At 50.0% G+C, this 13,806-nt stretch carries 11 protein-coding genes; 7 read left to right on the top strand and 4 right to left on the bottom strand.

Annotated elements, in window-relative coordinates:
• Positions 1-89 precede the first annotated feature (89 nt).
• Positions 90-962, top strand: a complete 873-nt coding sequence (locus tag ACXAGC_RS06250; protein WP_474843354.1) for a 5'-methylthioadenosine/S-adenosylhomocysteine nucleosidase — start codon at positions 90-92, stop codon at positions 960-962.
• A gap of 52 nt (positions 963-1,014) precedes the next feature.
• On the opposite strand, the gene ACXAGC_RS06255 is transcribed toward ACXAGC_RS06250, so the two are convergent.
• From ACXAGC_RS06255 to ACXAGC_RS06265, 3 genes are all read right to left on the bottom strand, one after another.
• Positions 1,015-1,980 carry a carbohydrate kinase family protein gene (locus tag ACXAGC_RS06255; protein ID WP_474843356.1) on the bottom strand — a complete coding sequence of 322 codons (966 nt, stop codon included), beginning with the start codon at positions 1,978-1,980 and terminating at the stop codon, positions 1,015-1,017.
• Positions 1,981-2,019: 39 nt separating this feature from the next.
• Positions 2,020-3,360, bottom strand: a complete 1,341-nt coding sequence (locus ACXAGC_RS06260) for a carbohydrate porin (RefSeq protein WP_474843358.1) — start codon at positions 3,358-3,360, stop codon at positions 2,020-2,022.
• A 136-nt stretch (positions 3,361-3,496) separates the two neighbouring features.
• Complete coding sequence (locus ACXAGC_RS06265) at positions 3,497-4,696, bottom strand: ROK family transcriptional regulator (protein ID WP_474843360.1); 1,200 nt, start codon at positions 4,694-4,696, stop codon at positions 3,497-3,499.
• 199 nt (positions 4,697-4,895) lie between these two features.
• Between ACXAGC_RS06265 and fucP the strand changes: the two genes are divergently transcribed.
• Both fucP and ACXAGC_RS06275 read left to right on the top strand, forming a co-directional pair.
• Positions 4,896-6,227, top strand: coding sequence for an L-fucose:H+ symporter permease (fucP, locus tag ACXAGC_RS06270; RefSeq protein ID WP_474843362.1), 1,332 nt, complete (start codon positions 4,896-4,898; stop codon positions 6,225-6,227).
• 143 nt (positions 6,228-6,370) lie between these two features.
• Positions 6,371-6,637, top strand: coding sequence for a CopG family ribbon-helix-helix protein (locus tag ACXAGC_RS06275; RefSeq protein ID WP_119502442.1), 267 nt, complete (start codon positions 6,371-6,373; stop codon positions 6,635-6,637).
• 352 nt (positions 6,638-6,989) lie between these two features.
• Here the strand turns inward: ACXAGC_RS06275 and leuA are convergent, their stop codons facing one another.
• Positions 6,990-8,645, bottom strand: a complete 1,656-nt coding sequence (leuA, locus tag ACXAGC_RS06280; protein WP_474843364.1) for a 2-isopropylmalate synthase — start codon at positions 8,643-8,645, stop codon at positions 6,990-6,992.
• Positions 8,646-8,800: 155 nt separating this feature from the next.
• Here leuA and ACXAGC_RS06285 point away from each other — a divergent pair, with 155 nt between their 5' ends.
• From ACXAGC_RS06285 to ACXAGC_RS06300, 4 genes are all read left to right on the top strand, one after another.
• Positions 8,801-9,262, top strand: coding sequence for an Lrp/AsnC family transcriptional regulator (locus ACXAGC_RS06285; RefSeq protein WP_119502445.1), 462 nt, complete (start codon positions 8,801-8,803; stop codon positions 9,260-9,262).
• A gap of 2 nt (positions 9,263-9,264) precedes the next feature.
• Positions 9,265-9,735, top strand: coding sequence for a trehalase family glycosidase (locus ACXAGC_RS06290; protein WP_474843367.1), 471 nt, complete (start codon positions 9,265-9,267; stop codon positions 9,733-9,735).
• A gap of 179 nt (positions 9,736-9,914) precedes the next feature.
• Positions 9,915-10,484 (top strand): DUF2780 domain-containing protein, encoded by a 570-nt coding sequence (locus tag ACXAGC_RS06295; RefSeq protein ID WP_474843368.1) that lies wholly within the window; start codon positions 9,915-9,917, stop codon positions 10,482-10,484.
• A gap of 84 nt (positions 10,485-10,568) precedes the next feature.
• Positions 10,569-13,796 carry a DUF748 domain-containing protein gene (locus ACXAGC_RS06300; protein ID WP_474843370.1) on the top strand — a complete coding sequence of 1,076 codons (3,228 nt, stop codon included), beginning with the start codon at positions 10,569-10,571 and terminating at the stop codon, positions 13,794-13,796.
• The last annotated feature ends 10 nt before the right edge of the window (positions 13,797-13,806 follow it).

A 13,806-nucleotide genomic window follows, 5' to 3' on the forward strand; every position in this document is an offset into this window, starting at 1 on the left:
CGCAGCTTAAAATGCCACCAGAAATTTGTGAGAACAATAACATACTGAGACATAGCGTTTATGACTTTCAAACCGGAAACCAGTTACCCATGAAAACTGCTTTTCTCTTTTTAATCTTTTGTTTGTTCAGCCGGATGATTTGCGCCGGCGAATTCAGCGCCGTGAATATAGAAACCACCACACCTTATCGTGCACCGGTAATGATTCAGGGGCCTATGCCCATTGAAGCTGAATATTTTGCCAGTCTTCTCACCGGCGTCACCATTGAGAAATCAGGCACCACCACCTTCTATAAAGGTTTGCTGAATAACTACCCTGTTGTGGTCGCGCAAACCGGCAAAGGCCTTGAGAATACCGCTGCAGCCACTGCGGTAGGCATCACCCGGTATCATCCTGTAGCCATTATTAATCAGGGCACTTCAGGCGGTCACGATCCGGCTTTGAAGGTCGGGGATATTGTGCTTGGCAAACGCGCACTGAACGCAGGGAATTTTAAAACCCCTTTCAGGGAAAAGGGTGAAGGCTCTGCGCCCTTAAGCTGGAAACCCATGGACTTACTGGCCTCGTCAGGCAGTGCCGGTGAGGGGGAGTCAGCAAAGAAATCAGAGAGGGTCCGCTATTATATGGGTGACAGTAAACTGCTGGCATCCGCCCATGCCATAAGCGACAATTACAAACGGGGAAAAGTGACGGAAGGCACTATTGCCAGCGCAAATTTCTGGAATAACGAATTAGACCGGATTGCCTGGCTCCATGAACATTTCGGTACCAGTACAGAGGAAATGGAAACCGCCGCAGCGGCGCAGATTGCTCACGCGTATGATGTACCGTTTCTGGGAGTGCGGGTGTTATCAAACAACCTGACTAACGGCGGACACTACGATCCTTCAACGGCTAAGGACTGTCAGCAGTTTGTCCGTGACCTCGTTGTTCATTACATCGCATTATTAGAGGCGAAATAAGCAGACGGATTTTGAGCCGCAGGTTGCTGCGGCTCTTTTCAGTAAAGCCGGATTATTTAAGTTCGATATCACTGCGCGAGGGCAACGCATCAAACGCACCGTACTTTGATACCGCATGGGCGCCGCAGCGGGTAGCAAAACGCAAAGAAGACATTATGCTTTCAAAGTTGCCTGCCCAGGCCACAAATGACGCTTTATCCTGTACTTCTTCTGCCAACGTAAATAAGAACCCGCCCACAAAGGCATCACCGGCTGCAGTGGTATCTACTGCACTGACCGGTGGTGTAGGATAAATACCGTTGGTGTCGTGACTGTAAAAAGCCACCGGATTTGCGCCATCCGTAACCAACACCAGCGACACACCGCAGTCCATCCAGCTCTGAATTTGCCCGTCGATATTCGACTCGCCATACAGCTCAATGAGTTCCTCCTTACTGGCCTTTATCACATCCACTTGTTTAGCCGTTTCATCAATAAAATACGGTGCCATGGAAGGCTCTGCCCAGAATGCAGGACGTAAATTAATATCCAGACACAGAATGCTGCCTGCCCCTTTGAACCCGTCAATGGCAGACAAGGTGACTTGGCGTAAATCCGGCGTGCTCACTGAGCCCGAGCAGAAACTGACAATGCGGGGTTTCTCAAATAATGCAGGTACCAGATCCGCTTCTGAGATATCAGTATGGGCTGCATTGTCGATATAAAAATCGAAAGATCTTTCACCGTCGGCATCAAGGCCGACAAAAGCCAGAGCGGTTTTTCCTTTTTCAGAATACGTGGTGAAAGCGGTATTCACCTCCAGAGCTTCCAGTGTACGGTGCAGGTAATGACCAAACTGATCTTTCCCCAGCTTACCGAACAGATAGCTTTCGCCACCCAGTTTGGCAACTGCAACAGCCACATTCGCAGGTGCGCCACCGGCAAATTTTCTGAAGCTTTCCGTTGCGTCTGTAATTCCGGGCTGCCCCTTGTCAGACAGCATGTCGATTAAGGCTTCTCCCATGCATAACACTTGCATTTGCATTCTCCTTACTGATTGTGCAACAGATAAACCGGCTTACTGAAAAAGCAAACCTGCGAGATTGATATCAAAGCGCAGCCCCAGAACCACGGCATCACTTAAGTCTTCCTGTCTGGCTTTGTCGCCAAACTGATCGGGATTAACGATGTAATGGATGTTGGGCTGAATGCGGATGTTGTCGTTCACATGAATGCCGTAACTCAGTTCCATCATCGCCTGCATACTGGCGGGACGGCCTGAACCTTCGTTAAGGTTGCGCAAAATAAACTGGTCTTCAATGGCGTCATGGCTGTAATGTTGCTCTGTATACACAAAGGCGACCGTATCTTTATCGCGGCCCGGGAATGTCCCCCGCTTCACAAAGCCGGCCTTAAAATAAAAATCTTCAATCAATTCACCGGAGGTGCCGGTAAGCACAGCACCAAACAAGGTGACGCTGCGCTGAGAGTTCAGGTCGGGTCTCAACACGGTCTGTTCGAATCTTGCAAATACACCGGAACGGCCGTTGCGGGTGGCGTAGTCATTTCCGCTCAATGCGGCATAATCACCGTTCTCGTCTTTTGACGGGTCGTTATAATCAGCACCGTCATACCAGCCGCCCACTTCGTAGCGGCGCGGATAGTCATCATTGTCCCATGTCGTCTGATACCCCAGCGTGACAGGCACCACCACCCCGGTAGAATCTTCAACTCCCCAATCCAGGCCATGATCGTCTGACGCCTGGTGAGGAGTATTTTCTTCGTAAACACCGGCATGGAAATAGGTTTTGTCGTTCAGCCAGAATTTAGCATGACCACCCCAGCTGGACACCGGCCACCAGGTAAAGTTACTGGTACGGAACACGAATGTGGGATTGCCGCACGCAGAGTTAGTCTGAAAATACTGACACAGCTCGGAACCCAGAAAACTGATATTGGCGACAGTGCGGCCGGCTTCAACCTGAAGTTGCCCGTCAAGAAAGTGTTTTTCTACGGTAAAACGGGCCAGACGGCTGTTCTGTCCGCCATAAATTTCCTGCACCGATGTACTGTTGCCAATGTATTTTGGTGCAAGGTTTTGTCCGTGACGGTTAGTCACTGCCACATGGATTGTGGTGTCTTTCCAGTCAGATGCCTTCTCCATGTCGAAATCTGCACCCACAAAAAGCTGCCCGGCATAGGCACTGCCCCGCTGGTGGCCGCCATTCACATTCGCTGCCGCTTCGCCGGTATAGCTGGCCTGGAAATTAACGTAATCAGGCATGTCCTGTGCACTTACCTGCCCGGAGGCAAGAAGCAGAGCGATGGTTGCACCACAGGTTGAACCGGCCTGAGACACCTTTGTCATCAGCGGTTTACGGGAGGAAATTTCAGATATCAATGAAGGAAAAAAACGCATGCAGCATCCCCTGGCAAAGTGTGATTTCAATCCACAACACGATCACACCGTGTTAACAGTGACTTCAAGGAGACGCAATTTAATGCAGCTGAATCATTAAATCAACTATATTTATTTAATAATTATTGACGAATTGTTAAAGACTGTACTGCGCGAGTAAGGGCAAATTGGCGCTGCCAAAGGACTGGGCATCCGCCCCGACCGAGCCTCCGCGTAAGATTAACGAAGATAATCCCCGGAAGTCAGCCGACTGTAAAAGGTGCCCGCAGCGACTGAGCAATTCTGCTTTGATGTTGTCTGGCAGAGCGCCTTCAATAACCACCGCATCAAGGTCCAGAAAGGCATGGGCACTCATGGCACTGTGCACAATGCCGGTAGCCACAGAGTCCAGCCATTCGCTGATCCCGGGCACATCTTCAGGCCATACTTGTTGCCTTCCATGCAGGAATGCCGTGTCCTGCCCCGCCTCTTTCAGGGTTTTCTCCAGCAGGTATATTGATGCCACATCAAGAAGCTGGCCGCCGGCAAGACTGCCCGGATAAGGCAGAGACCCCACCGCACCGGCATTACCGTGACGACCGGTATGTAACTGCCGGTTCAGTACCATACCGCCACCGATGAAGGTGCCGACAAAGCAATACAGGTAATCGTTGAGATCCCGGTGTTCACCAAACCAGAGTTCGGCAGCACAGGCTGCGGTGTCATCGTTGCACAGATAAACTGGCAAATCGGTGATCTTCTGAATGGCAGCAGGAACATCAAAGTCCTGCCATTCTGACAATGCCTCTTCCGGCGCGCCGGCCTGCTCGCTCCAGCGCCAGATTTCAAATGGCATGGCGACACCCACACCACTCACACGCAGTTTTTCCCCGTCACTTAAGGTTGATAACATCGCCCGTATCCCCTTTTCTGCGAAGCGGATCATGGCATCCACTGCCGGATAGTCCCACTGCTCCCGAAGTGACGAGCGTACTTTGCCGCAAAAATCGATAAGGGTGATCTGAATACTCCGGCGACCAATTTTGATACCGACCCCATAAGCCCCGTCTGCCTTAAGAGAGAAGGGTACGGTGGGTTGTCCCCGCTTACCTCTTTGGGGCTCCCCGCGCAACAACAGCCCGTCTTCTTCCAGTTTATTGATTATTACAGTGGCGGCCTGGGCTGACAGGCCTGTTTCATTGGCTATACGGGCTTTGGGCAATTCCTGATGCTGACGGATCAGCGTCAGAATGCGGCGTTCGTTCAGTGCCCGCAGACCTGACTGGCCTTTCAGCGGGGTGCTTTTTTGCCAGAATCCATGGGGTTCAACTTGCTGGCCGGAAGAATTTGCAGGCATATGAGACATCTTATTTTCATTAAATCAACAACGTATAGTAGTCCTTCCATTCCCTGCTGCCTAGTCCCCTGGCAAAATGCCCCCTTAAAGTCATCCGGGAGAAAGAAAAACAATTAAATAAATTATGTTGATTTATTGACACATAAAATTTTTGTTGTTTAAATCGCTTAACTAATTGTTTACATGCTGAGGAATGACCGTGCAAAAACGCGCGCCACTGGTTTCTAAAGAAACGCTTGTCCCATTCATTTTGCTCACCATCTGCTTTGCAGCCTGGGGCGTTGCCGCCAACATGACGGACCCGCTGGTAAAGGTATTCAGTAAAATATTTACCATGTCGTCATTACAGTCTGCACTGGTGCAGTTCGCATATTACGGCGCTTACTTTTGCCTGGCAATTCCCGCAGCATTTATTAACAAACGGTTTTCCTACAAAACAGGTGTGTTAACAGGCCTGGGCTGTGCTGCCACCGGCGCATTTCTGTTCTACCCCGCCAGCCAGACCATGACTTACGGTTTCTTTCTGGCGGCGCTGTTTGTTCTCGCCGGCGGTCTGTCGATTCTGGAAACCTCTGCTAACCCTTATGTTATGGCCATGGGATGCGAAAAAAGCGCAACCCGACGCTTAAACCTGGCCCAGGCGTTTAACCCTGTGGGCACAAACTTAGGGGTTTTCCTGGCGGCAACCCTAATCTTACCCAACCTTAATCAGGCCTCAGCGGAAGAGCGGGCGGCCATGTCGGTTGCAGAATTGAAATCAGTCATTGGTGCTGAGCTCGACGCCGTTATGTTGCCTTACGTAGGCATGGCCTGCGTGCTGGTGCTGGTATGGATTGCCATTGCATGTATTAAAACGCCGGTAAATGAATCCACAGAATCCCGCAGTGAAAATGTGCAGCTGGGCGCGTCACTGAAACGTTTGCTGGGTAACCGCCACTATCGTTTAGGTGTGCTGGCTCAGTTCTTTAATGTAGGCGCGCAAACCTGCGTCTGGACTTTCACAATTCAGTACGCCATGAAGGCCGTGGGCGGTAATGAAGTAGATGGCGGACAAATTCTGCAGTACAGCATGATTGTGTTTCTGATCTCCCGGTTTGTCATGACCTGGCTGATGCAGTTCCTTTACCCTGCCCGCCTGCTGATGATCATGTCATTAGTTGCCGCAGGCCTGTGTATCATCATGACTCAGTCACCGGATTTCATCGGCGTCATTTCACTGGTATCAATCTCTGCCTGTTTGTCTTTAATGTTCCCGACGATTTACGGTATCGCACTGGACGGACTGGGCGAAGACACCAAACTGGGCGCGGCTGGTCTGGTCATGGCCATCCTCGGCGGTGCAATTCTGCCACTGTTCCAGGCCGCACTTATCGATTCATCCGGCATCGTTGTGTCATATATCGTACCGGCCATCTGCTTCCTGCTGGTCGCCGGCTACGGGTTGTTCGACATCAAATCTCACCCTACACGGGTTGCCCATTCTGACGGTTCTGAAAAGGTTACATCAGAAGAGCAGTTAATGGCGAAGTAACGGGCGCGGACGATTAATAAAAATGTATAGAAAGGCGACGGTTGTCGCCTTTTTTGCGGGCGTTTTTTCGACAAATAAAGCATGTGTGGACTCTTTTTAACATGATGTACTACGCTGTAATACAAAATCTTTGGAGATAACTTATGAGTATTACGAGTGTCCGTCTCAATGACGATATAGAGAAGCCACTGGATTCTCTTGCGAAAAAGCTGGATCGAAGTAAAAGCTACCTTATCAATCAGGCGGTGAGAGAGTTCATTGCCAGGCAAGCTGTTGATGACGCCCGATGGGAAGAAACTCTGGAAGCAATAGAGTCAGTCAACAGGGGGGAGCTGATTGATGATTCAGAAGTGAATGCATGGCTCAATAGCTGGGGTTCAGACAAACTGAAAAAAACGCCTTCAATATGAAACTTCAGTATACGCCGCAAGCGGTGGATGATTTGAAACGTTTACACGACTTCGTCGTATTAAAAAGCCCGTTAGCGGCAAGAAAAATTGCAATTGAAATTCAGGACGCAGCGTAACGGCTAAAGCACTTTCCGGAAATAGGTTTACCGGTTCTGGCAAGCCCTTCACCAGAATGTTTCAGAGATATCTATATTGGCAATTACACGATTCGCTACCAAATAAAATCGTCCGGACTCATCTACATTTTGTGGATCTGGCATAACAAAGAAACCGAAAAAGATTCATAAGCAAGAAAGCGGACTGATGTTCTTCTTGTCCGCATCCCTACTAATTATGGCTTTATATGCCAGCATCACATCAACCGGTTAACCCCTGACAACAGCGCTTTAATCGCGGCAGTGATGATATTGCTGTCGCTGGCACAGCCGAAGGTGGAATCAGCCCCTTCCAATTTCACTTCGATGTAGCACACGGCTTTTACGCCTGCACCTTCACCCACCGCGTGCTCGTGATAATCTGCCACTTCCACTTTTTTATTCAGGAAAGTGCTCAGGGCATTGGCCGCCGCTTCAACCGGACCGTTACCGGTGCCCCCTATAGTGTAAACTTCGTTATTCAGGGCAAACTGAATACTCACCGATTGCTCACCGCTTGCCACCGACGTAATCGTGCTGCCGGTATAGGCGAAAGGCGTTGCGGCATCGAAATATTCCAGCTCAAAGACTTCTTTCATACGTTTTGCCGACATTTCTTTGCCGGTGCTGTCGTTTTCACGCTGCACAGTACGGCTGAATTCAATTTGCAGTTTTCGCGGCAGTTGCAGATTCGCTTCCTGTTCGAGCAGGAAGGCCACACCGCCTTTACCGGATTGGCTGTTTACGCGGACAACCGCTTCAAATCCGCGCCCCACATCTGCCGGATCGATGGGCAAATAAGGTACACGCCAGCGGCCGTCTTTACTCTGCACCGCCATCCCTTTTTTGATAGCGTCCTGATGTGAACCGGAAAAAGCGGTGTAAACCAGTTCACCGGCATAAGGATGACGGGGATGCACAGGCAACTGATTGCACTCTTCCACCAGCTTACGGACCTGATCGATATCAGAGAAATCCAGTTCCGGTGACACGCCCTGGGAATACATGTTCATTGCCAGAGTCACAATATCCACATTACCGGTACGTTCGCCATTGCCGAACAGGCAGCCTTCGATACGGTCAGCTCCCGCCATTAATGCCAGTTCAGCAGCCGCCACAGCGGTACCCCGGTCGTTGTGCGGGTGCACACTTAACACAATACAATCCCGCCGATTCAGGTTGCGGTGCATCCACTCAATCTGGTCGGCATAGGTATTCGGCGTATTCATTTCCACCGTCGCCGGTAAGTTGATAATGATTTTGTTCTCTGTGGTTGGCTGCCAGATGTCCACCACCTCATCCACGACCTCTTTAACAAAGTCGATTTCGGTACTGGAAAACACCTCTGGGGAATACTGATAAGTCCAGTTCACTTCCGGTGCGCCGGCGGTCAGTTCCTTCACCCAGCGGGTACCGGTCAGGGCGATGTCTTTCACCCCAGCTTTATCAGTGTTGTACACAATCTCACGGAAGTCCGGCGCAAGGGGATTGTACATGTGTAAAATAGCATTGCGGGCGCCCCGTAAGCTTTCAACAGTGCGCTCAATCAATTCATAGCGGGCCTGAGTCAGCACTTCTATGGTGACGTCATCAGGAATATGGTTGCCTTCAATCAGTAGCCTGACAAATTGAAAATCGATATCTGATGCCGATGGAAAACCCACTTCGATTTGTTTAAAACCGATGGACACCAGCTTTTTGAAGAAACGCAATTTGGTTTCAATCGACATCGGGTCGATAAGCGCCTGATTGCCATCGCGGAGGTCTGTACTCATCCAGACAGGTGCCTGTGTAATGGCTTTATTTGGCCACTGACGTTCAGGTAAGGATACGCCAATGAATCGCTGATATTTGGTATGAGGATGAGTAAGCATGAAACGAAGACTCCGGGATGTATAACGGTTCACGTAGTGTACGCGATATCTGTTGGCAGAGGATTGCTATCACTTGCTTACTTCACACCCTTGAAGCAATAATATAGCTCAAATTGTCACTTCAATGACTTTTAATGCCAGACAGGAGAGCGAAAGTGGAATTAGACAAGACTGACAGACAAATACTGGAAACGTTGCAAAAACACGGTCGTATTTCAAATCAGGAACTGGCTGAAGCCGTCAACCTTTCTCCTTCCCCCTGCCTGAGGCGGGTAAAGCAACTGGAAGACAGCGGCTTTATTGACGGCTATGTTGCGCTGGTTAATGCACGAAAATTGGGACTGACCCTGGTGTCGTTTATTCAGATCGTCATGGACAAGCACACCCCCGAACGATTCGAGAAGTTCGATAATGCTATTGCCACCTTTCCTGAAGTACTCGAAAGCCATTTGATCACCGGTCAGTCTGCAGATTATCTGTTAAAAGTCATCGTAAAAGACATGGATGACTTTCAGCAATTCCTGCTTAATAAACTCACCCGTGTAGAAGGCGTCAGCGGCGTGCATTCCTCTTTTGTGCTGAAATCCCCCAGGAAAAGTACTGCTGTGCCGGTGTAAGGGTGACTTTATCGTTTGAGCTGCCCTGGCGGTCAAAAGGCCGTTACCTATTCACTGATCCCGTAAACAAAAACGACGCAGGTTTTCACTGCACACACCAATATGAACAGTTTAATCTTCTGTCAGGGTTAATGCCGGCAGCCTTCGGGAATGCAGCGGTGGCCTATGACAGTACGACGTTGACGGGAATATTCCTTCGCAGGGAGCCGCTTCAGTGGTTTGCGGTACAGGGATTACAGTCATATGAACACAACAAGCTGGCAGTTGAAGTGATGTCCCGCTGGTTAAATACGGTGGATACCTACTACAAAGCCAACCATACGCTGATGGAGAAATACAATGTGGAAGACATTGCCACCTCTGCCAGCGGCGGCGAATACGAAGTACAACATGGCTTCGGCTGGACCAATGGTGTAACGCAGGTTTTTGCCAAAGCGCTGCGTACCGGCACGCCTGCCAGCCCTGCTTTGTAAAAGCATTTGCATTAGCCCGCATTGCCCGTTAAGGTTGCCTCAACAATCAACGGGCAATGCTTCAGTGTTAACGTGATCCCTCATTAGTTAGCGTCTCTGAAGCCGGACCTTGTGTCTGTCCCCCTGCTCCTGTCATACTTTTCACTATTACACCCTCACAGGGTGACTCCGGAGTTTTTATGAAAGTACAATCTGTTGCCGCTCTGGCTGCACTGGGATTTATATTATCGGCCCCTGTAAATGCTGCATCATCATTGCAGGATTTAAAGAAGGCGCTTACTAAGACGGAAACCACAGAACCCGCAACGGCCAGCGCGTCTGAATCAGTAGATTTATCAGGTTTAATCAGCTCAGTCAGCAGCAATTTAGGTGTAACTGAAGCGCAATCGGAAGGCGGACTGGCTTCTCTTTTTAATTATGTAAAAGGGAACCTTTCTGGTACGGATTACAGTGAACTTGCCGGCAACATTCCTGGCCTGGAAGGATTATTATCCAGCGTACCGGAAACATCCGGTTCTTCATCTTCAAAGTCTGATGCCTTGTCCGGCTTGCTGAATAAAGCGTCTGAGTACAGCAGTACGGCGAAATCTATCAACGATCTGAAACAGCAATTTGAAGCACTGGGCCTGACGCCGGAAATGATCAGCAGCTTTGTCTCTCAGGCCAGCAGCTATTTCAAGAGTGAAAATAACACCGAAACCCAGTCTATTTTCCAATCAGGACTGGATAATTTGCTCTCCGCCCTTTAGGGTAAAACCTCTCATTCATGCAGAGCAGACCGGCAACATCATTGTTGCTGGTCTGTCTGCCGGCTTCTCATTTAATAGTTAATCATGCATTTAAAGAACCGGATCTCATCTTTCAGCCGTAACCCCCTGTGGCTTCGTTTCTCCGTTTACTTTCTGTTAATTTATCTCACTTACGCGCTGCTGGCGGGGGTAGTATTACCTGCAGTGCTGAAGGCCACCGTGCCGGATAAACTCACTGACATGCTGGGGCGGGAAGTCACCGTTAAAGACATCTCAGTGAACCCGTTTTTATTGCGGGCTGAAGTCAGTGACTTCAGCATAAAAGAAGCTGAGCGCGACGAAAACTTCTTTGCCTTACAGGCACTGACCGTCGATCTGGGTTTCTGGCAAACGCTGACCAGCTTTACTCCCACTGTTGAAAATATTGCCTTGCATGCACCCTACGTGCAATTACATCGCTTAACTGGCGGAGAAAATACACGGCTGAACGTCTCTGACATCATGGATACGCTGGCAAAGAATGCGCAACCGGAAGAGCCTGAAACAGCCCCGGAGGAACAGGCTGGTATTCCACACATCAGGCTGAATCATTTTACACTGCAAAATGGCCACATTTTACTTAGCGACGCAGTCACCGGTGCCCGGCTGGATTACCCTGAGCTGGATATCACGCTTACCGGACTGGATACACTGGCCACTATCACTGAACAGCCCAGCAAATCAGCAAATGGCCCCGAATCAAAAAGCAGCGAAACCGCAAGCCGTGAAACTGACAACGCTTACGCCTTTCAGCTAAACACGGCAGAGGGCGGCAAAGTCAATCTTAAGGGTGATTTTCAGCTTTCACCGCTGATGTTTAACAGCGACATCCGTTTGTCGGACATTGCACTGGCCCCCCTGTGGCCACTTTCAAACGACATAATAGATGTTGAACTGACAGACGGCCGTGTTGAATTGGCGCTGGCGTTTTCCTTATTCGAGGACAATGCGTCACTGAATGTGACCGTGAAAGACGGCAGTTTCGGATTACACTCTCTTACCCTTGCCCGTCAGGACGAGCCAAAGATTACCGTACCGGAACTTGCCGTTGACGGCATAGAGGCAAGTCTTGCGGATAAATCTGTCAGCGTTGATAAGATTGCTGTAGCAGACATGCAGGTAAATGCCCTGTTCGATGATGATGGCCTGGATTTACAGCGATACCTTTTACCAAATACAGCGCCTTCATCGGGCAGCACACCGCCGGCAACGTCAACGCAGGCATCCAGGTCAGCCGGCAGTACCTCTGCTCAAACGCCGGCCAGCGAGGAAGAATCAGGCTGGCATGTTGTATTAAATACCTTTGAATTTACCGGCGGTGAAGTCGCACTGAACGAGAAAGCCATTGCAGACAATATGTTCTGGCGGGTTTTCAATATAAACCTGACAACAGGTCCGGTTGACAGTCAGTTTACCTCACCGGTTCATTACAACTTAGCCCTGTCCACCAGCGGTAATGCCGGAGCTTTTGCTACAGAAGCCACCGGTACGTTCCGGTCTGAAGGCGACATCGATGTAACGGCACAGCAGGTAAAAGGTGCACTGACACTGGATGATTTCCTTCTCTCGCCGCTGCAACAATATATCTCGCCTTATGCGAATGTGGTAATGGAAAGCGGACGCCTCAGCACGCAGTCCAGTTTCACTGCTGACGCATCAGGCACAGCAGACATAAACGCTTCTGTCACTCTTGCAGACCTTGCCATTCTGGATACACAAAAGAAAGCGCCATTACTTAAATGGAAGGCCCTTGATATCGCCAACCTTGCATTCAGTAAAAAGGCAAATACCTTGAGCATTGATAATGTGGTGTTGAGTGAGCCGTTTGCGAAGCTGGTTATTGACGAAAACAAACACGCCAATATCAGCGATATTATTGTGAGCCGCCCTCCGGCAACAGAAGACTCTGGCGCTGCAAGCGAACAGGCCGTGCAGGAAGAGTCTGCGCAGGTAGAGGGTGCAGAACACAAGGAAGGTGACACGCCGGAGAATGCAGCAGATGAAAAATCACAACTGGCTATAACGGTTAATCATATCAGCATTGAGAACGGTAACGCCTACTTTGCCGATAACTCCCTGACCCCCCGCTTTGCTTCAGGAATAGAATCGTTAAACGGTACTGTCAGCCAGCTGGACTCTGTATCAGGAAAAGCGGCTGCCGTAGATATAGCGGGCAAAATCGATAACTATGCGCCGGTATCTCTCAAAGGCAATATTGACCCGTTCAGAGACGCCCTGAATCTTGATTTGATGTTCTCGGTAAGCGGTGCTGAGCTGACTTCAGTGAACCCGTATTCCGGCACCTACATGGGGTATTACATTGACAAAGGGCTGCTGTCGCTGGATGTACAATATAAGCTTCAGGGTGATGCGCTGGAAGGCGAAAACCACGTAGTCATCGACCAGCTAACGCTTGGTCAGAAAAGTGACTCTGAGCAAGCCTTAAGTCTTCCTCTCGGACTTGCCGTCGCGTTGTTACAGGACCGCAACGGTGTGATTGATTTAGGCCTGGAAGTCTCCGGTGATGTGGACAGCCCGGACTTCAGCTTTGGCTCGATTATCCTCAATGCCATTGGCAACCTCATCACCAAAGCCGTTACCGCGCCCTTCTCTTTCCTTGCCAGCTTAGTGGGCAGTGACGATACCCTCAACGAGGTGTCTTTTGCTGCCGGTAGCAGCGAGCTTGATGATGAAGCCACAGCCACATTAACTACTCTGGCAAAAGCGCTGAAAAAGCGTCCCGGCCTGCGATTGAATATTGAAGGAACAGTGAATGCAGTAGCCGACGCTGGTGTTCTGGCAGAAAAAACCTTACAGGACAGACTGCTGAGCTTGTCCGGTGCCGTCGCACTGCCAGCGAACCTGACTGCCAGCAGTTATCCCGTCGAAGGCCCGTTATCTGATGCACTTAAACAGGCGTTTACGCAGACGTTGGGGATCACTGTGGAAGAAGAACGGGCTAAAATCATCGCTCAGCTTACGCCGTCAACGAACGAAAAAGGTGCTTCCGAGCAAACGGAACAGACACCTCCAGAGGTAGACGACCCCCGGGTTCAACGGGCATTGCACATTGCCATGTACAACTCTTTGCGCAGTAATATCGACATTTCCCCGGGCCAGTTGGCAGCACTGGCAGACATGCGCGCAAAAGCAGTAAAACGTTATCTGATCAACGATGCAGCTGTAGATGCCAACCGCCTGTTCCAGTTAAACAGCCGCCACCATCTGCAGGACGATGTGAGTGGCGCAACGCTTACGCTGGAAGCGGATTAAAGGCGTTGCA

This window comes from Alteromonas sp. AWJ4_197 (assembly GCF_056160285.1).